The 20,239-nt window shown below is 52.8% G+C and carries 11 protein-coding genes, 1 tRNA gene and 1 pseudogene; 3 read left to right on the forward strand and 10 right to left on the reverse strand.

The window, feature by feature from the left end; all coding sequences use genetic code 11:
- Nucleotides 1–99 precede the first annotated feature (99 nt).
- Nucleotides 100–172: transfer RNA gene (locus HMPREF2804_RS08065), tRNA-Val, on the reverse strand.
- Nucleotides 173–649: 477 nt separating this feature from the next.
- Between HMPREF2804_RS08065 and aceE the strand changes: the two genes are divergently transcribed.
- The 3 genes from aceE (at nucleotide 650) to HMPREF2804_RS08080 (ending at nucleotide 6,938) form a co-directional block, all read left to right on the forward strand.
- On the forward strand, nucleotides 650–3,385 hold the full coding sequence (gene aceE, locus HMPREF2804_RS08070) for a pyruvate dehydrogenase (acetyl-transferring), homodimeric type (protein WP_070627919.1): 2,736 nt from the start codon (nucleotides 650–652) through the stop codon (nucleotides 3,383–3,385).
- A 237-nt stretch (nucleotides 3,386–3,622) separates the two neighbouring features.
- Nucleotides 3,623–5,326, forward strand: coding sequence for an McrB family protein (locus tag HMPREF2804_RS08075; RefSeq protein WP_048752357.1), 1,704 nt, complete (start codon nucleotides 3,623–3,625; stop codon nucleotides 5,324–5,326).
- Entirely contained in the window at nucleotides 5,319–6,938 is a 1,620-nt protein-coding gene (locus tag HMPREF2804_RS08080; RefSeq protein WP_246824221.1) for an McrC family protein, read from the forward strand. The genes HMPREF2804_RS08075 and HMPREF2804_RS08080 overlap by 8 nt, the downstream gene beginning before the upstream one ends.
- 84 nt (nucleotides 6,939–7,022) lie before the next feature.
- Here the strand turns inward: HMPREF2804_RS08080 and HMPREF2804_RS08085 are convergent, their stop codons facing one another.
- The 9 genes and pseudogenes from HMPREF2804_RS08085 to HMPREF2804_RS08130 form a co-directional block, all read right to left on the reverse strand.
- On the reverse strand, nucleotides 7,023–11,255 hold the full coding sequence (locus HMPREF2804_RS08085) for a non-ribosomal peptide synthetase (RefSeq protein WP_070627922.1): 4,233 nt from the start codon (nucleotides 11,253–11,255) through the stop codon (nucleotides 7,023–7,025).
- A gap of 80 nt (nucleotides 11,256–11,335) precedes the next feature.
- The gene (locus tag HMPREF2804_RS08090) at nucleotides 11,336–11,563 is read right to left on the reverse strand and encodes a phosphopantetheine-binding protein (RefSeq protein WP_239662009.1); all 228 of its coding nucleotides are present in this window, start codon (nucleotides 11,561–11,563) and stop codon (nucleotides 11,336–11,338) included.
- Nucleotides 11,564–11,839: 276 nt separating this feature from the next.
- The gene (locus tag HMPREF2804_RS08095; RefSeq protein ID WP_070627925.1) at nucleotides 11,840–13,555 is read right to left on the reverse strand and encodes a (2,3-dihydroxybenzoyl)adenylate synthase; all 1,716 of its coding nucleotides are present in this window, start codon (nucleotides 13,553–13,555) and stop codon (nucleotides 11,840–11,842) included.
- Nucleotides 13,556–13,582: 27 nt separating this feature from the next.
- On the reverse strand, nucleotides 13,583–14,887 hold the full coding sequence (locus tag HMPREF2804_RS08100; RefSeq protein ID WP_070627927.1) for an enterochelin esterase domain-containing protein: 1,305 nt from the start codon (nucleotides 14,885–14,887) through the stop codon (nucleotides 13,583–13,585).
- Nucleotides 14,888–14,897: 10 nt separating this feature from the next.
- Entirely contained in the window at nucleotides 14,898–15,749 is an 852-nt protein-coding gene (locus tag HMPREF2804_RS08105; RefSeq protein WP_048755241.1) for an ABC transporter ATP-binding protein, read from the reverse strand.
- Nucleotides 15,749–16,864 carry a FecCD family ABC transporter permease gene (locus HMPREF2804_RS08110; protein ID WP_070627929.1) on the reverse strand — a complete coding sequence of 372 codons (1,116 nt, stop codon included), beginning with the start codon at nucleotides 16,862–16,864 and terminating at the stop codon, nucleotides 15,749–15,751. Before HMPREF2804_RS08110 ends, HMPREF2804_RS08105 begins: the two co-directional genes overlap by 1 nt.
- Nucleotides 16,864–17,925, reverse strand: a complete 1,062-nt coding sequence (locus HMPREF2804_RS08115) for a FecCD family ABC transporter permease (RefSeq protein ID WP_013399274.1) — start codon at nucleotides 17,923–17,925, stop codon at nucleotides 16,864–16,866. Before HMPREF2804_RS08115 ends, HMPREF2804_RS08110 begins: the two co-directional genes overlap by 1 nt.
- Nucleotides 17,926–18,128: 203 nt before the next feature.
- A complete protein-coding gene (locus HMPREF2804_RS08125; protein WP_048752374.1) occupies nucleotides 18,129–19,067 on the reverse strand; it encodes a hypothetical protein in 939 nt (312 codons plus the stop codon).
- 120 nt (nucleotides 19,068–19,187) lie between these two features.
- Nucleotides 19,188–20,239, reverse strand: a pseudogene (locus HMPREF2804_RS08130) (hypothetical protein); the annotation flags it as partial.

Here is a 20,239-nt window from a genome sequence, read left to right on the forward strand (position 1 = left end):
ATGATTATTGTGAGCATTCCACGATATACCCATAATGCGCGGAGAGAGTGGATATAAAGGAAAATCCCGTACCGCCTGTTACGGTACGGGATTTATGTGTGGGTCCTACCGGGATCGAACCGATGACATCCACGGTGTAAACGTGGCGCTCTACCAGCTGAGCTAAAGACCCAATTTTCGCCATAAAAACCTTTGTTTTCCTGCGAACAAGGTAATACTATACGGGGTTTCTCATGTACTCGCAACTGAGATGTGCATGTTATATGTCACATCAGAATTAGATAGTGGTTACTACGCCCTCAAAGTCTTCACCCCATGACTATACCCCTCATAAAACCACATAAACACAAATAACAACATGCCTCAAGGTGTCAAATTTTAAGGGGGAAAGCCCCTATATCGGGAAATTTGCACATTTTAGGCAAAAATTCTTACCGCGGAATATCGCACCAACCTGCCCACTTTCATTCATAACCCAAAGCCTCCAACGAAAAAACCTCAAAAACAGTCATCAGAGATCAAAATAAGGTCTAAGATAGTAGAGAAAGAAGTATGCTCCTAGAACACTGTGCGCATGCTTACCAAAGGGTGCCTCGCACCAGCGCCACAAGCGCCTTCACAATTGGATAAGAAGAGAGGTTGGATTAGTTTGGCTAACGTACCGAACGAACACTCCCTGAGTACTCTACTTGACGGCCTCAAGGACGTCGACGTTGAGGAGACTCAGGAGTGGACCGAGTCCCTTGAGGACCTCATCAAAACTCACGGCACCGAACGTGCCGAGTACATCCTGCGATCCCTAATTCAGGAAGCAGGCAAGAAAGGCGTTGAGGTACCGGTTCTAACCAAGACCGACTACATTAACACCATTGCAGTCGACCAGCAGCCTGAATACCCCGGCGATGCTGACCTTGAAGAACAATACCGTAACTGGATTCGCTGGAACGCTGCCATTATGGTGCAGCGCGCACAGAAACAGGGCATCGGTGTTGGTGGACACATCTCCACCTATGCAGGTATCGCTGATCTTTATGAAGTTGGGTTCAACAACTTCTTCCGCGGACGCAATCACCCCGGCGGCGGTGACCAGGTATTCTTCCAGGGCCACGCCTCTCCCGGTAACTATGCGCGCGCTTTCGTTGAGGGCCGCCTCAGCGAAGAGGACATGGATGGCTTCCGTCAGGAGAAGACCAAGGGCGAGCATGGCATTCCCTCTTACCCGCACCCCCGGTGCATGCCTGAGTTCTGGCAGTTCCCCACAGTATCGATGGGTCTAGGCCCCCTTAATGCTATTCACCAGGCTTCCTTTAACCGCTACTTGCAGAACCGCGGTATCAAGGACACTTCGCAGCAGCACGTCTGGGCATTCCTCGGCGATGGCGAGATGGATGAGCCCGAATCACGCGGTGCACTGCAGCTCGCGGCTAACGAAAAACTCGATAACCTGACCTTCGTGGTTAACTGCAACCTGCAGCGTCTTGACGGTCCTGTGCGTGGTAATGGCAAGATCATCCAGGAGCTCGAAGGGTTCTTCCGCGGTGCCGGATGGCATGTCATCAAGGTTGTCTGGGGCTCCGAGATGGACGAGCTTCTCGCTAAGGACAAGAGCGGTAAGCTCATCCAACTGCTGAACGAAACCTTGGACGGCGACTACCAGAACTTCCGCGGCGAAGACGGCGGTTACATCCGTGAGCACTTCTACGGCAAGTACCCCGAAACCAAGGAACTTGTTGCTGACCTGACCGATGACGAAATCTGGGCTATTCGCCGCGGCGGTCACGACTACAAGAAGATCTACGCTGCATACAAAGAAGCGCTGGAGACTAAGGGACGTCCGACCGTTATTCTGGCACAGTCCATTAAGGGTTACGCTCTTGGCCCCTACTTCGAGTCCCGTAACTCGACCCACCAGATCAAGAAGTTCACCATGGAAGCGCTCAAGGGCTTCCGTGACCATCTGAACATCCCGATCTCTGATGAAGAGCTGGAGAAGGACCTCTACAACCCTCCGTACTACCGTCCCGGTCAGGACAACCCGGCAATTCAGTACATGCTCAAGCGTCGCGAAGAACTCGGTGGTTTCCTCCCCGGTCGCCCCAATACTCAGCCTGAGATTCAACTGCCGGACGACAAGGTCTACGCGGGTACCAAGAAGGGGTCAGGCAAGCAGCTTGCCGCATCCACAATGGCATTCGTGCGTCTCATGAAGGACCTAATGCGTGTCAAGGGCTTCGGCCACCGTATTGTGCCTATTACTCCCGATGAGGCACGTACCTTCGGTATGGACGCATTCTTCCCCTCAGCTAAGCTGTACAACCCGAACGGACAGAACTACGTTCCTGTTGACCACGAGCTTATGCTCTCCTACACGGAGTCGCCGCTGGGTCAGATTTTGCACGTGGGTATTAACGAGGCTGGCGCGACCGCAGCATTTATCGCGACCGGTACCTCTTTCGATACGCACGGTGAGCCGATGATCCCGATTTACATCTTCTACTCGATGTTCGGTTTCCAGCGCACCGGCGACGCTTTCTGGGCTGCTGCCGACCAGTTGGCACGAGGCTTTATTATCGGCGCTACTGCGGGTCGTACCACGCTTTCCGGCGAGGGTCTGCAGCATATGGATGGCCATTCCCCTATCCTGGCAAGCACTAACCCTGCAGTGAAGCACTACGACCCTGCATACGGCTACGAGATCGGGCACATCGTCAAGCGTGGTCTTGAGCAGATGTACGGTAACCTCGATGAAGATCACGATGTCATGTACTCCCTGACCGTGTACAACGAGCCGATCCACCAGCCTGCAGAACCCGAGAACCTGGATATTGATGGTCTGCTCAAGGGCATCTACAAGCTCAAGGATTCTGAGCTTACCTCCGGACCCAAGACTCAGCTGCTCGCCTCCGGTGTTGCTGTACCGTGGGCTTTGGAAGCTCAGAAACTCTTGGCTGAGGACTGGGGCGTTTCGGCTGATGTATGGTCGGTAACCTCGTGGAACGAGTTGCGCCGCGAAGGTCTTGCTGCTGAGGAAGAAACCTTACTCAACCCCGATAAGCCTGCACGTGTACCCTACGTGACTCAGAAGCTTGCCGGTGCTGAAGGTCCTATTGTGGCGACCTCCGATTACATGTCGGCTATGCCTGACCAGATTCGCCAGTTCCTCCCGAACGATTTTGCAACTCTGGGAGCCGATGGCTTCGGTTTCGCGGATACCCGCCCCGGTGCACGTCGCTTCTTCCACATTGATGCTCAGTCAATGGTAGTTCGTGCCCTGCAGCTGTTGGCAAAGGACGGTAAGGTGCCCGCCGATGCAGCTGCCAAGGCGTTTGCCAAGTACGATCTGAATAACGTTAACGCAATTCAGACAACACATACCGACGACTAGATCTATTGTGTTCTAGCCGGGCTTTCAGCGTAAAGCCAAATTAACAGGTTCCCTCGTTCCTGCATGATGCAGGAACGAGGGAACTTTTTACGCTTGAAAACCGTCCAGTACAACTTCCGAGGGGCTTCTATCACAGGTGGAGCTTTATCAAATAAATATGTTTTGATGATATTTTTTACTCCATGTCTCGGTATATAATTGGAAGGTCAGAATCACCACAATCACCAAGGGACTTCAGTGTCTAACAACCTCCAGGCAAACTTTAAAAGTATAGACGCGGAGATTACATCGTCGTGGGCTTTTGGAGAAAGTATCCATGATTCCGAATTTGTATCTTTTTATACTTTTGTCGAGAAAATTAAATCCGCACAACAAAAGAATACTCAAATACTACCGAGTAAACCTTTTAATGGTAGCGTGCAGGTATATTACTCCTTTAAATACAACGACACTATCGTTCAAACAGAACATGCTTTCTACGAGAATATTTGGCAAGGTTTTCGGGAAACTCTGCGTATGATCCTTGACGGCCATGACAACCTGCTTCCGGGTGGCATGAACCGTATTATCGATCGTCAAATTAAAGCTGCTGAGAATCAAAATCCTAATATTTCTGCACTCCAGCTTGTGGAGTGCATTCCTCTTTTTAATACCGCAGTACAGGAAGCCCATAAACGTTCACAAGATACCGTAAAAAAATTTTCCATATACCGCGATATTCGTATTTGCATCTATTTTGGAAATTCTGCCGGAATGCCATATTCCCGAGTTCCTGTACAACTTCAGGATCTCATTTCGCAGCATATTAAACCTTTAATCGAAAAACCGCCTACTCAACGGAAAAAACCCACGCCTAAAGATTTTGAGAATACCCTCAATGCAGTTGAAGAAGAAAGCGGCAGGTTTTATCCCACCGGGCCTGTTGCAAAATCTCTTTTTAAAAATAAATGTGTTGTTCTTGAGGGAGTCGCGGGCTGTGGAAAGTCTTACCAGATCAATACTCTCTCACGTGAGGATACTGGGTACGGCAAGGCCAACATTACAACGGTAGTCTTCCACCCGTCCACGAGTTACGAAGAGTTCGTGAGCGGTCTGCGTCCAAACTTTTCACGCCAAGAAGATGAGCCTGAATTTGTGTCTCACGAAGGTGTATTTCTTCAAGCCTGCCGAAAAGCTGTTGAGAACCCCACGACACCACATCTGCTTTTCATTGACGAGATTAACCGCGCCAATACCTCCCGTGTTTTCGGCGACCTTATGCTCGTTATTGAAACGTCAAAGCGTGTTTCCGTAAAAAAACTTCAGGATCATCGTGAAAAACTTTACGGTTCAGTATTTGCAGCTGATGCGGATATTCCCCAGGGTTTCACCTATGCGACTTTGCAAACTCCGCTTTATTATCAGGGTAAAATATATAACCGTTTAGTAGTTCCAGATAACCTGCACATTCTGGGAACTATGAATTCTACCGACCGCTCTGTGGGTACCATTGATTTGGCTTTGCGCCGTCGCTTTATCTGGATGGAAATGAATCCTCACAATGAAACAGATTTGCGTACAGAACTTGAAGCTGAACGAGGTGCTATTTCTGAAGAATTAGACATCGTTATAGAACGGTATGCGGATATTAACGCCATTCTTGAATCCGAGGTTGGCCCCGATGCACGTCTAGGACATTCCTATTTCTTCTCTCGAAATTCCACCCCCGAAGACATTGCACGGGCTTTGTTAACCCAGCTTGCGGAAATTGCAGCGACTTTCAATATCAGTTCCGGCATTCTCGAAAAGATCGGTTCTATCAATGGGCTATCCGTCAAGATGGTGGGCCAGCGACTCGGCAGCCGCCCACGCGTGGTTGGTTCATGGAGCGGTCCCGGTCTGCCTTCTGCTCCTAAGCCCGCAGGTCAAATTCCCTGGTTGGAAGTAACGAGTGGTGAGTGAAGTTCGCTACTTTCAAGCGAGCGCGCGTGGTAACGGTGTCGGCGTTACGATCCTAAAACACACGCATCCTCAGCCGGGTGCCGTGCATACTCTGGTTATCCATGTGTTGCCCAAGCTCTGGTGCAAACAATGGGTATCGGCTGAGCAGCCGGAAGTTATTGCGCCTTTTAATGTGAAAATCGCCCCTGAGGCAGGCGGACAGTTCTCCTCTGTGCAGGATCCTGAGTCTTCGCTTTACGAGCATAGCGATTACAGTACGTTATCTCTCTATGTCTATGAGACTGAGATTCTGGTGCTTCCGAAGCCTTGGGCTGGGTATTTAGAGACGGTTTCGGGCTCTGCCCTGCCGCCGCATGATGATGATAATGAGGGCGGTGCCTCAGATCCACTGTGGACAGCGCTGGAGTACCCTGAAAAGCCTGTCTATGCAGTGGCTGCTACGGTTTGTGGACGGGTTTTAGGACCGGCTACAGCCCGTGAGAATATGGACTTTTCGGCAGGTGGTCAAGGTACTGGCTGGCAGAAGGTTTCTTTGTTATGGCGTATGCTGGCAGAGCATCATGAGGAACAGGCAATTATTCAGGGACATCGTGACATTACCCCGCAGGGTTCCGAACTTTTTCCGCATATTCCTTCGCTCAAAGAGGCTATGTACCGCGTTTTTGTTGATTCAAGCGGGCAGGCTTTGGCGCATCGTCGTCCGGTTTTTGAGCCTGAGGTGGATGAATTACTTTTTGTGCGTGGTCGTATGCTTCCACGCGAGCTTGTAAACCGGCGGATTAACCGACGTATTGGGGTTGTTTGCGAGTTCGATTCTCTGACGACGGATACGCATTTATGGCAAATGATCCGCGCCGGATTACAGCAGGTGGCAACTCATGCCGCCGATAATGAGGTCGTCGACGATGCTTTAGGGTACGAGTCTGTGTTGCGTGATGTGAGCACGCAGAATATTCGTAGTCTGCTGACCGAAACGCTCTCCCCTGCTTTTGCTATGCGATTGTCGGCACAAACTTTGCGCGCTTACCACTATGCGCAATCTATTTTGTCGCAACAATATGGCTTTGGTTTAAGCGATAGTCCGTATGAAGCGGGTGTGCTGGCAAATATTAAATTTGATACTTCGTCATTATGGCGAAAAATGTTGGTGCGGGCCCTCACGGATACCGGTTTAGAAGTGCGTGTGGAAAGCCCCGTTGGTATGCTTTATCACCGCAATGCTGAGGGTCGCCAGCAGGGTGTGGCCTTTGCGAAACCAGATATGATGCTGTATTCCCGAGGCATTCTGGTCGCAACCCTTGATGGCAGGTACACCACGTATTGTGAAGATTTAATGCAGCGATCCGAGCATGAACGGTACCGAATGCTGGCGGTCGCGTACCGCACAGGCGCGGATGGTTATACAGCATATCCAGTAGCTCACGGTCCTGGAACTCTAGGCAGGATCCTGACGGTAGGCGAGCCCGGGGCGTATCCTCAGGCGCCTATGTCTGCGGAACATCATGTGACGACCTGCGGGGTGCGTTTCCCTCAACCCGAGGATGGACGCACTACCGCTGATGCCTCGCATCTGGCGAAGGTGCTTAGGAAGGTTCCTGCTGAGCCTTCATAGAGCGCAAAAGGTCCGCAGGCGTAACTTATGCCGAACTGGTGCTGTTGATATCTCTGTTCTTCTCCCAATACCCATAGGGCGCTTTTAGAAGGCTTCTGCAATAATTTCAGGAATGCGTTCCGGATTCACCAGATCGGGGTGGGTACCGTTCTTCAACATGACGGTACGGAACGAGCCCACATGAGGCTCCCAGCCGTGCGCATCCAGATAGGGTTGATCGTCATGGCTCACTCCAATCAATACGACTTTTCCGCCCAAGTTAAGGTGGTTCGAGCCGCGCATAAGGGCGGCAGAGGCGCGCATTGACTCCAGACACACCCCTAACTTATCTTCAGGCAGATATCCCATAGCCGACCCGGCATCTCGCAGTCGTTCGAGTGTCTGCGGCAGGTCAAGCACGGTCTGCGCCGATACCTCGGGAAGACCGCCCATACGTAAGAGGGCACGAAAGCTCTCTTGATCGTCTGGTTCAGGAATCCCCTGCCACTGTTCGACGGGGTATGCATCCAGAAGCGTAACCTGGTGTACTTCATATCCGGCAGTCTCGGCAAGCGCGGCTACCTCGACGGCGGCAGTACCGCCAACGGACCAGCCCATCAGGGAAAATTGTGATGGAAGCTGACGTTCTTCAAGGGTTTCACGAATACGCGCAAGATACCCCTCGGCGAGTTCACGAAGGCTCTGGGCGTAGCCAGCATTTGGGTTCGTGAATGCCTCATGTTGCAGTGCGTAAACCGACGGATGTCCGGGTATGTGGGGCAGATAGGCGGCATAGCACCATCCCAGGCCGCCGGCAGGCGGCAGGATAAAGAGCGGTACGGTATTTTTCGATGTTGCGGAGTCCGTCGAGTCCACCTCACGCAGAGGCAGAACCGGGGCGAACTCGATATCAGGAGAATCCTCGTTCAAGACCGCAGCGAGCCCCTTGACCGTGGGATTAGCGAAGAGGGCACCAATACTGAGCGTCTTTCCAAGGTTTTCTTCAATCTTGGCGATGACGGAGAGTGCCGCAAGGGAGTTACCACCCGCTGCGAAGAAGTCTTCGGTTACGCCGAATTGTGAGCGTCCCAGCACACCCGCGATAATCTCGCTAATTTGCTGTTCTAAAAGTCCATGGGGGCCGTCTGCGGTGTTGGTATCAAAGGTAAACTCGATCTGTGCCAAGTTTTTGCGATCTGTCTTGCCTGAGGGGCTAACCGGGAACTGAGCCATGGTGTGCCATAGGCGCGGTACCATATAGTCCGGCAAGGTGTTCTCACAATGTTGGCGAGCTTGAGCAACAATACGGTTGCGTTCTGTTTCAGAAACGTCACCTATCTCTAGGAACGCCGCGAGAGCAGGTTCGGGCATCTTCGTGTAGAGCAAAACGACGGCGCTATGGACTCCCTCAACGTGGGAGAGTGTAGTTTCGATATCGCCAAGCTCTAGACGTTGCCCATGTAATTTTACTTGGTGATCGGCACGACCACGGTAGAGGATGACTCCGCGAGGGTTTTTGTCCAGGGTGCCGGGTTCCTGGTTTGTGGCGGTGAGGTTCCACTCGGCAAGATCGCCAGTGCGGTAAAGCCGCTCCCCCGTAGCGTTGTCCAAGATAAAGGCTTGTGCAGTTGCCTCGGGATTGTTCTGATACCCCGCAGCAAGCTGTGCACCCGAAAGGTAGAGTTCCCCTACGAATCCAGGCGGTATCGGCTGTAAAGCCTGGTCGAGAATACGGGTTTGGGTGTTCCAAACGGGCTGGCCGATAGGAACAGTACTGCACTCTGGGTTTTGGGAGCTATCCCAGAAGGTAACATCGACGGCGGCTTCCGTAGGTCCATAAAGATTTAAAGGGTAAACACCCATAATATTATGCGCGCTGAGAATCTGATCCTTCTGAAGTGCCTCGCCCGAGCAGATAAGATAGCGCACATGGCGTTGCTGCTCACCCGATCCAAAACCTGCTTCGGCTAAAGTACGTTTTGCGGAAGGGGCCTCCAAGAAGGCGGTAAGCATCGTGGGTACGAAATGCAGACAGGTGACGTTCTGTTCGGCGATAACACGCGCCAGGTAGGCCGGATCCCGGTGCCCATCAGGAGCGGCAATAACGACGGCTGCCCCTTCCTGAAGCGGCCAATAAAGCTCCCATACATGAACATCAAATGAGACAGGCGTTTTATGTAAGATGCGGTCCCCCGCGCGGTCTTGTGTGGATGCGCCGACCGGAATCTGTGACTGCTGCCAACGTAACCGGTTATCAATGGAACGATGACTAATCGCAACACCTTTGGGTCGCCCTGTCGAACCCGAGGTAAACAAGATATACGCGGTATCATCCAGTGCTGTGCCGATACCCGGGAATGTTTTTGCCTCAGGCACATGTATAAGGTTTAGAGGTTTTCCCACAGGGGCTGTTAGAGCGGTAAATTCAAATTGCTGCAGCCCGCACAAACTCTGCGTATTCGCCGGTTTTAACTCGGCCTCTGCAATAGGACTCAGCCCGGAACCATACACAAGCGCCGAACACTGCGCATCTTCCACCATGGAGCTCACACGTTCGGCGGGCAGATCCGGCAAAATCGGCACATAGACAAACCCTGCATAGAGCGCCGCATATAAGGCGATATATTGTTCAAGTCCTCGATGAAAACGTAGGCCTACAGCAGTTCCAGGGCACACGCCAGCTTCCAGCATCGCCTTTGCTAGGGCGCGGGCTCGCACATCCAGCTCGTGATACGTGAGCACCTGCGAAAACTCATAGGCCTGCGGAGATTGCGGGGACAGCGTACCGTCCTCATCTGGCACGCAGGCGTAGAGTGCGGGTTCGTTCGGGTAGCGTGTGAGCGCATCCTGAAAACGCTGAAGCAAAGTTTTATACTCTATCGGATGCGCGGTAGCGTTAAACGATTCCAGCAGCTCTACCTCATGCGGTAACGCAGTCGTCAGGGTATCCATCGACCGCTCCTCAAGGGCAGCCTGAGCCCAAGATTCCAACCAATTTTGTAGGTGCCGGGCGTGAAATTCTACGTGCTCATGGGTGTAGAGGTTCGGGTTGGCATCGAGCTCCACAGAAATTGTGTGACCGCGCCCGGGTATGCCTCGCAGGGTAATGGTCATATCCGCAACTGGTCCCGCAGATATGTTATGAATATACCCCACAGAAGCAGGCGTGTTTTCGGTAGGTGCACCTAGCGGTAAAGCGGCATCAAACGGTATAACGTTGATCTGGGCGCCAAAGAGGCGGCTGTCATTGGACTGCGCTAAACGTTCTAGGTCTTCTTGTCGAGCAAGCGGATGTGAGGCGTTTCGTGCATACTGGTTCTTTACGCTATCGAGTGCCTGTGCAATACTTCCCATACCTGAAACCTGTACAGGAAGCACGTTCACGGCGGTGGTTCCAGTCTGAGTGCTGGTCTTGCCGAGAGCACGGGTTTCTGCGGGAACCTGAGCCCCAAATATACGGTTCATCTGGGGTACACCAAAAGCAGCGCTTCTATGCCCACCAATACGGGCCAGATAAGACCCTACGGCACCGGTTACAGTAACGGGCCAGGAGGTTCCGTACATTTTGCCAATTTCCAGCATATCTCGCTGTAATTTATCAGGCAGGGTCAGTACCTCACGCAAGGCCTGTGGTGCCGGTGATGCACTTCGTGCTGCCAGCGATGTATCGGGTTGGCTAAGTACTTCCACTTGCTCAGAAGTCCACAAGGCCAGGTCCTCTTCTCGGGCATGTTCGGCAGCGTGATCAGCCCGAAGAAGCTCCATTAGAGAGGCGCGTTTAACAGTAGGCAGAGGTTTTCCGGCGCTCAAAGCACGATAGATAGCTGCTACGCGAGACAGAGCGTTAAACACCGCAAAACCGTCTGCCACCACATGGCTAAAGCTGTGGTAAACCCAGAGTTTACCCCCATAGTATGTGGCAGCGGAACGTACCGTAACACCCGCATCGGTCCTCAACGGTTCGCTGATCAGCTCGGATGCCCAGCCACGCACCGCTGCCGGAATGGGATTCTGCTCTTCCGTTTCTTCCTGAGTCGGGAGGGAAATTACCGGAAGTACCTCTAGATTAGTCAAAAACTCATCAAGTGGCATGACTCGTTGCTCTGGACGCCCAGTCTGCACGCGCGTCTGCACCCGGAAACCTTCATTTTCACGATAGAGCTGAATAAATGCCTCACGCAGGTAATCAAGATTCGTCTCGGGTGGGCATTCCATGATCTCTGCCGTGTTATAGCAGGGATTTTTGGGATCGATAATAGCGGCAAGATAAATACCTTGAGCGCTTTTGGTCAGGGGAATCCAGTCATGCTTGGACCCACTATGCTCGGTGATGCTCATAGTCCGGTCTATTCTTTCAGGCGGTGTCGTGTGTTGGTTGGGTGAGTATCGGCCTTATATAGGTACCGATCTCGTCAAAGTTAGCTGATGCGAGTGAGCAAAAATTCGACGGTCGGGTTTTCTACCAGTTCAGTGAATTCGATAGTAATCCCCTTGCCCGCGAGGTCATCGAGCAGGGCAAAAGCGCCCATTGAGTCCATCCCCAGAGAAAAAAGGTCGGTCGTAGACTCGGAAAATGCGGTATCCAGCGAATCCGCCTCGTGGATGTACTGAGCAAGCAGGGGGCGAAGAGTAGTCTCTGCGGACATTATGTTCCTCTCTGGCATCATGTCTTATGTATGCCAAAATTTATATACACATAAATTGTAGATGAGGTTACCCTACATGAAAACTATGTAAACCTTTATATCACCGTCATATAGCGGGTGTTGACCACCTATACGTGACTATTATTCTCTGCGCACGCCTCATAGAGCACCTGCTTTTGAGTTAAACTTCCGGGGTAAGAACCTCAAGATTCTTACCCCGGTATTATGGTATCCGCACGCTTATTTAGCCCGCGCTAACGCTTACCTTAGTTACTCTTACTCCTGAGCCAGCATCTCAACTAGTTTAATGCGAAGTTCACGGCGTGAGATCTTACCCACGTTTGTGGTTGGCAGAGAGCTCAATACCTGTACACGTTCGGGGATCTTAAAATCAGCCAGCTTCTTTTCAGTGAAATACTCGTACATGGTACGGCGCGGATTCTCACCGAGCGATTTCCCAGCCTGAAGTACGACTATCAAGCAGACGCGCTCACCCACAGTTTCATCGGGCAGACCAAGGGCTACCGCATCCAAAATATCCGGATGCTCTAACGCCAACTCCTCAATTTCATCCACCGAGATCTTCTCACCGTTACGGTTAATTTGATCTTTAGCGCGTCCAGTAACTTCAAGATACTTTCCCGCGACTATACGCACGATATCGCCCGTGCGGTAGAAACCGTCTTCAGTAAAGCTGAGCTGATTAGCGTTTTCTTCGCGATAATACCCGCGAATCGTATAGGGTCCGCGCGTGAGTAGGTGACCGCTCTGCCCTGGCTCGACAGGGTTATCCTGTTCATCCACCACGCGGATTTCATCAGCCGGGCTGATAGGGTATCCCTGAGTATTCATGCGTATATAGGGTTCATCACGCAGACGAGTGTAATTCACCAAGCCTTCCGCCATACCGAAGACCTGTTGTATGCTCACACCTAGGGTTGTTTCGAGCTCCCCCGCCACCGTCGGAGCAAGTTTCGATCCGCCCACCTGAAGCACGCGGAGCGAAGGCAGCTGCACGTCACGTTTCTTTACAGACGCCAGCCAGGCCTGCGCCAAGGGCGGTACGAGTGAGGTGAAGGTAACGCCTTCCATCTGAATCAGATTAAGCGCCGTCTGAGGGCTAGGATCAGCAGCAAATACGAGTTTACCTTGCACACACATTACGCCCAGGATTCCGGGCGAACTCATCGTGAAATTATGTGCCGCAGGAAGCACCACCAACATGGTTGTGTTGTTATTCAGTTTGCAGATATCGGCGGAACCACGCACCGAGTACAAGTAGGCTGCGTGGGTGCGCGGAATTAGCTTTGACATACCGGTTGTACCGCCGGAAAGCTGCAAAAATGCGATCTGCTCGCTTGCCAGAGTATTTTGGGTATTCTGCACAACACCGGGATGGAACGGCTCCGCCAGCTCCGCCTCGCTCAACGGGGTTACCGGGAGCACAACATCAAGGGCAATAGGCGGTTCTAGACCATCAGCACGCATCGTCTGTGCCACATCGTCGGCGAGCGCTGCAAAATCTGCCCCCGGAGTTTTCGAGGAAAATATATGCGCAGCGGCATCAGTGCGGGTTGCAAAATGAACAAGCTCACTCGTGCGGTGCTGTGGCAGACAAAAGACCGGTAAGGCCCCTGCCCAAAAAATACCCATGAGATATATCAGGTATTCGGCGATATTTCCTAACTGTAAAAGCACACGATCGCCGGGTTGCACCCCGGCATTCTCTAGGCGACGTGCCGCGGCACGAGCAGCCACCTCCAGCTCTCCATAGCTCAGTCGAATCTGCTGCGGTTTGCCCTCTGCGTCGCTCTGTGCATGCGAAAGTGCCACTAACGCCGGAAAATGTGGCTTAGCACGGCAGGCATCAAGCAGAAACTCGGGTATGGTCTGATCGATCCAGTACCCATCTTCACGGTAACGCCGTGCGAAATCCTCAGGAATCAGTGGGGTTTCGAGCAGTTCGGAGCGTTCCACAATCTGTTCGGTCATGTTTATGTCTTTCTCGGCTATAAGATTTTAGGGGTTGGGCATAAGAATGCGATTCAGCGCGGGTATGATAGCTCCACGCCAGCAGGCGTAGTCGTGACCACCGTTGAATACAGTGTAGTTCAGGTGTGTGTCCACAGATTCGAGTTCCTGAACAAAACGCTGATGCGGCGGCAACAGAATCCATTCCTGCTCGCCTACCTCAACCTCAAGGCGAAGGTGGGACAAACGGTGCAGTTCATTGGCTTTACGCAGCTGTGAGAGTTTGTCGAAAACCTGAGGCTGCCACAGCGAAGACGATTGAGCGATTGCCGCTCCGAAAGACTCTGGGCGCGAGAAAACCGCCAGCAGAGAAGACAGCCCGCCTAAGGATTGTCCGTTGATAATGATGTCCTGTGGTTTCGGACGCAACCCGTGATGACGCTTCAAATGAGGAAGCGCTTCTTCCACAATATAGTCGGCTATAGGGCAGTCTCCGTTAAGCTCTTGCCAGCGGCGTTCTCGACCGCCCGAGTGCAGAAAGAAGACATTCATATCTGGAATACGCCCGGCGGCACAGGCTCGGTTGAGCATATGCTCCATACCGTGCCCGTACCAGACTTCACCGTCGAAAAGGATAAAAAGCGGAGAATCGGGGCTTGGGTTTCCTACTCGTCCCAATAAATATTGATGCCCGTCCGCAGTAGTCATCCAGTGCGGTTCAGGAAGGCTGTCGAGTTCCTGTCGGGTGAGCAGAAACTCATGGACCGGCGCATCGGCAAGTTCAATCACACCCATACAACGGCCAATACGGTTGCAGACGGTCTTCGGGTTAAGCGGGTCGCCTTCACCAGAATCGAGAGCGGTGCGCAATGTCACCTGATCGTCCTCCCCCAGCCAGATCGGGCGTTCTCCTGGCAGCGTGGGAATAAAGTTATAGGAAGCCCGCCAGTCGGTGCGCATCTGGAAGCTCAGCTCCCACCAATCGGTGCCTGGAATACGTTCCATCAGAGACAACGGCAGGTTTTTCTCATCTGTCAGTCTATTGACAAAAATGAGAACCTGCTCTGCCGTGGCATGCTGATACAGGAATGTGACAATGCGTTCGTTCTCATTCGCTGTTCCATCGTCATAGTAAGCCTGCTCGATAAGTGGAGTCCCATCCGCTACGATCTCTGTGATGCGGGCGTTAAGTTCTTGCGCGTCCACGGCTTCGTTTACGATGCGCGTCATAAGCGGGCTGGGTACGCGCGGGGCAGGTGTTGGGCGCGGGGTTTTAGGCGGCATAGGACGCGCCTTGATCTTTGACTTGAGATTCTGTGTGGTTTTATGTGGAAGGGTCTCAAAATCACCCATAAAAGGCTCCTTAGTGACCTTCGCGGGCGGCGGCAATTGCGTCCGCGGCAATAGTAATCTCTTGGTGAGCTGCCGGAACTACCAGTGGTGTTCCGGTACAGGGGTCATCGCATATAACAGATTCTAGGTCGAAAACTTCCTGAATTAGCTCGGCAGTGACAATTTCCTGAGGATCACCCTGAGCGATAATCCTACCTTCCTTCATGAGCACCGCATGAGTGGCGTATCGGAAAGCCAGGTTCAGATCGTGTAGCACAACCGCAACGGTATGCCCCTCAGAGTGGAGCTTCTTGGTAAGGTTTAGCACCTCAATCTGGTGGGTAATATCCAGGTAGGTGGTTGGCTCGTCCAACAGAATCAAAGGCGTCTGCTGGGCAAGGGTCATGGCAATCCACACGCGCTGACGCTGACCGCCGGAAAGCGCCTCAATAGGACGTTCGGCCAGTTCCAACACGTTCGCGGCTTCCATAGCCTCAACGCAGGCAGCCTCATCTTTCTCAGACCAGGAACGCAGAAGGGATTGATGCGGGTACCGACCGCGTGCCACAACATCCGCCACGGTCAACCCGGTGGGTGCCTCCGGCGTTTGAGGAAGCATGGCGAGAATCTGTGCGATGGATCGGGATTTCATCTTTGAAAGCGGCAGACCATCAAGAAAGACCTTTCCGCCTTTGAGAGGATTCACACGCGCCAGAGCTTTGAGCAAGGTAGATTTACCGCAGGCGTTAGGACCCAAAATAACGGTAAGCTCACCCTCAAGCACCTTGAAGTCTATACCACTGAGCACTGTGTGGTCGCCATAGGCTACGACCATGTCTTCGCCTGCGAGTCGGCTTTCGCTAATCTCTGCACGAGCCTTCACTAGCTCTTCTTCCTTTCAAGGTAAATCAGGTAAATCAGATATAAACCGCCCAGGGCGCCGGTAACCACACCGACCTGTAGGGTACGGCCGGGAATTGCAAACCTTCCAATAAGGTCTGAGGCCAGCACCATGAGAGCACCCATGAGGGCAGATCCGAAAAGAGTAACGCCGCCGCTTCGCCCCAGGGTTTTCGCGATATGCGGGGCAGCAAGTGCCACGAATGCTATGGGACCGGTAGTCGCGGTGGCTAGGGATACGAGAAGCACACCGAGGAAGAGCGCACACACCCGATAAGCGTTGACATTCACGCCTAGTCCTGACGCCACGCTATCGCCAAACCGAATGGCCCCGAGAGGGCGTACTAGGACGAGAAGCGCGGGAACTGTGACAATCAGAAAAATCATCAGTGTAATCGTACGTGGCCACGACATATCATCGAGAGAACCGGCAAGCCAGGATGCTGCTGTCTGCGCCTGAGTCAGTGATGCCCGAACTACCAACAACGAGTTGAACGCCGCAAGAGTCGATCCTACACCAATACCCACAAGCACTAGGCGGAACCCGCGTAAACCTGTATGTCGAGTCAGTAACCACACCGTAATGGATGTTGCGATACCGCCAATGAGGGCACCGATAGCAACTTCTACCGGGCCAGAGTCGAAGACGATAATCTGCAGGAGCGCACCAGTTGCAGCACCGTGTGTAAAGCCGATAATATCCGGTGAGCCCAGCGGGTTACCCGAGATTACCTGGAACAGCGCCCCTGAAAGCCCTAGAGCTGCGCCAACAAGCAGAGCTGCCACGATGCGCGCTTCACGCTTCTGTACTAAGACCACTGTAATGCGTTTACCCCGCCCAACGAGGGCATTAATGACGTCCATCGTCGTCACTTTGTATTCGCCCTGTTGCAGCCCCCACAGGCTAAGTGCCACGATGAGAGCGATCAGCACAATGTACAGCGTCAAAACCCGCCAGGGAACCTGCGCCTGAATGAGTCCGCGTGAGTTAAGAACAAGCCTGCCAGCCAAATCGTGACCGCGCCGTGCACCTCGAGGGCGCGAAGATTCCTGTTTCTGAGTCTTGAGGTTCGTCGCCTTAGTCTGTGTATCTGTCATCAGAGAGCCTCCACCTTACGACGAGTCATCAGGAATAGGAAGAGGGGTGCCCCTGCAAGGGTAGCGATAATTCCGACCTGAGTTTCCTGCGGGTGCTCAGGGGTCGCCATAATAACACGGGCTAAGACATCGGACATGAGCAGCCAGACAGGACCTAGAAGCGCGGAGCCATAGTTAACCCAACGTACGTCATTACCCATAATGGCACGCACGACGAAGGGAACCGCTAAACCGACAAATGAGATCGGCCCGATAGCAGCGGTTGCCGCACCTGCAAGAAGCGTTACGGCAAGAAGTGTGAGGTTTTGGGTCCGATATACCCGTACGCCTAGGGATATAGCGGCTTCTTCACCCATACTTAGCGCGTTGATCGAGGGCGCTACAAAAAACGCTAAAAGGAGACCCACGAAGATCACGGGGGCAATAGCCTGTGCGACTGATATATCACGCCCTTCTAAAGACCCGGTAACCCACACACGAAATTCGTCAAAAGCATCTTGGTTCGAGAGCATAAGTCCCTGTGCTACAGCAGCAAGGGCGGCAGAGATAGCCACACCGGCGAGAGCTAATTTAACAATTGAGCCGTCTCGACCACGCCCGAGGGTATAGACGACAGTGGCGGCTATAGCGCCCCCAACAGCGGCGGCAATCATATACTGCCAGATGCCGAGAACACCAAAAAGTACAACAGTGAGGATGACTGCAACGGCGGCACCGGCGTTGACACCCATCAGACCAGGTTCGGCGAGTGGGTTACGGGTGAGTGACTGCATGAGTGATCCGGCAACTGCGAGGGCCGCCCCGCAGGCTATCCCGATGAGTGTTCGCGGAATGCGCTGCTCAAAGATAATGGCATGACTTTCGGGGGTTGATTGCCCCGCTAAGGTTTCTACGATGCTGTCGGGAGAGAGTGATTTTAGCCCAATAGTTAGCGAGGCAAGAATACTCACGCCGAGCAGAACCGCAAAAATAATAAGCCAGGTTATTCGTCGGCCGTTTTTTTCGTTGCGCCCACTTTTCATGGTTCGTGAGGCTCCTGTGCGTTCCAAGGTTACGCTCAACGAGACTCCTTTATTATGTGTGGTCTAAGATACAGTGCTATCAACAACGCTACCGTAAAGATAGCTAAGACCGCCTTATCTCGATACCGTGTCTTGATCCCTATTGCGTTAGGGTACCTTTGGTTCTTCTCCTGAGCAAGAGTGCCAAACGCGCGTCGCAAAGGAGCGTTATCTCCCCTGCGGCGCGCGCTTATCACCATTGTCTATGGACGCTTCCGAATAATCAGTACAGCAATAGCACCGATAATAGCAACGCCAAGCACAGATACGCCCAGCCATGGGAATTCCTGCCCGTACGTTACCGTTGTGTTGCTGGTTTTATGGCTATCTGCCTGTGTCTTTGCGGAGCTAGAGGCCGACGCGCTGCTCTTCGCACTGCTGGATGCAGAGGCGCTGGCGGTCTTCTTCTGTTCGCTCTTGTTAGCGTTCTGGCCGTTTTTCTGATCGGAGGAATCTTTATTCCCGCCCTCGTCAGCCTCAGCGTTCAAACGATCATACTCTTCTTTAGAGATAGGGTTGCCATCAGCATCAAGATAGACGGTCTCTTGCTCAGATGAACCACCGTTCTGTGCCGAGTTACCGCCGTTATCTTCGGAACCATTATTACCCGAACCGTCAGATCCGGCGTTATTGTTGGACGAAGAATCGGAGCCGCCCTTAGAGGATCCTCCGTTATTTGACGAGCCGCCATTATTGCCGCCCCCGTTATCGGGTTCTCCAACGGTAAATACAGGGCTCTTATTGGTATACCGCCCTCCCGTGTTACCTTTATTACGACCGTTGGCGTCTTTACCTCCGCCTCCTCCCGTTGCAAGGAAGCGAAGCGTATGGTCGCCGGAGCCTGCGTTAGAGAGCACAAATGAACCGTTTAGGTTCCCCTTGCTATCCGTTGTTTGCCTATGCACGACGCCGTCATCATCTAGTTTGACGGTAACCTGCGTGTTTTCAGGGAAACCTGTCAAAGTGAAGTTAACTACGCCTCCGGGAGTCACATGAGGACTTACAGTTGAGCTGGTTCCTGGGGTATTCTCTGATGCTCCTCCGGGCGGGATCGCATTCGCAGCTCCCATCCCCAGGCCAAGACTAAGGGATATTGCCGCGCAGGCAGTGAGCGCCTTTGATACTGTCTTTGTGGTTCGCATGAGTTTCCTCTTCTGTGCGACTAGTGGTAATTTATACCGGTTCCCTCCCCCACCGACGGTGTGGGAGGGAACCCTGATGTTTGAGATTATTGTGTATATTTCCTCAGGTGTGAGAGGTGATTAAGCCCTCTTACGGAAGGTTAGTGCAAGCACCAAGATTATCAGACCCGCTATAGAGAGCAACACGTTATTTGCATTGTTCGCGAACCAGCGCGAGAAGCCGCTAAGCTCAGCGCCAATGATATTGGGGGCGCTATCGCTGTCGGACTGTGTTGCCGCGGTAGTTGCATTGCCCTGGGTACCGTTTTTACCGGGCGCGGCCTTGGCAGTGTGAGTTTTCTTGGGTGCGCTCTTGGCGTGGGCACCGCTGTTACTACCGTTCTTTGCGGCAGCTTTAGCGCGTGCCTGCACACGGTTGATGAGCGTATCGTTTTCCAGTTCAGCAGCAGCCCCAAGAGAAGCCTGCTTCGTAATGCTGCCTTGACGGGCTGCATAGTTGATTCCGGAGCTCTGGGTGGGAATAGGTGCCACAGAGCCATATCCTGATCCGTTGTTACCCGACCCGGCATCATAGCCGCCTGCGATTGAACCATTGTTAGAGGCGTGATTACTACTTACAGGGGCTAACGTGGAGCCGTCAGCGCCAACAATCGTAACGGACAACGTCACCGAATGCTGCTCGTCGCCCTTCTGTAAACTACCGGTCAGGAACGTGATATCGTGAACGGTGCCCACGCCCCATTTATCGCTATTTGGGAACGGCAAAGTATAGGTAAACTTGCCATCAGCATCAGCCTGAATAATGGCCACAACACCACGAGACGCATAGTCTTTACCGTTATAGTTCACAGCGTGGTCAAGTTTAATGTCACCGCCATCGTATTTAACGGCGATAACGCTATAGGGGCTCCATCCAGAACCGTTAACGACGATTCCCTGACCGTGGGCCACAGTCTTAGGACCGGTTACGGTAGCATCACCGTCGGACGCAGTCTGAGTCTCAACGACAGGGGCAGGTGCAGTAGGTGCAGGTGCCTCGTTCTTGGGGGTTTCTTTCACCTGAGGCTGCTCAGGAGTCTCCTCCTTTGGAGTCTCTTCCGCTTTCGGGGTTTCGGCTGCCGGAGCTCCTTCACCCACAGTTACCGTGTGAGTTGCTGAGTGCTTTTGATCGC

The sequence above is a fragment of the Rothia sp. HMSC065G12 genome (assembly GCF_001811455.1).
In the GTDB taxonomy this organism is placed as follows: Bacteria; Actinomycetota; Actinomycetes; order Actinomycetales; family Micrococcaceae; genus Rothia; species Rothia dentocariosa.

Bases quoted from the DNA above. Each gene is read 5' to 3' on its own strand.
- HMPREF2804_RS08110 (WP_070627929.1), bottom strand. From the start codon at position 16,864: ATGACAGATACACAGACTAAGGCGACGAACCTCAAGACTCAGAAACAG.
- HMPREF2804_RS08090 (WP_239662009.1), bottom strand. From the start codon at position 11,563: ATGTCCGCAGAGACTACTCTTCGCCCCCTGCTTGCTCAGTACATCCAC.
- HMPREF2804_RS08095 (WP_070627925.1), bottom strand. From the start codon at position 13,555: ATGACCGAACAGATTGTGGAACGCTCCGAACTGCTCGAAACCCCACTG.
- HMPREF2804_RS08125 (WP_048752374.1), bottom strand. From the start codon at position 19,067: ATGCGAACCACAAAGACAGTATCAAAGGCGCTCACTGCCTGCGCGGCA.
- HMPREF2804_RS08085 (WP_070627922.1), bottom strand. From the start codon at position 11,255: ATGAGCATCACCGAGCATAGTGGGTCCAAGCATGACTGGATTCCCCTG.
- HMPREF2804_RS08100 (WP_070627927.1), bottom strand. From the start codon at position 14,887: ATGGGTGATTTTGAGACCCTTCCACATAAAACCACACAGAATCTCAAG.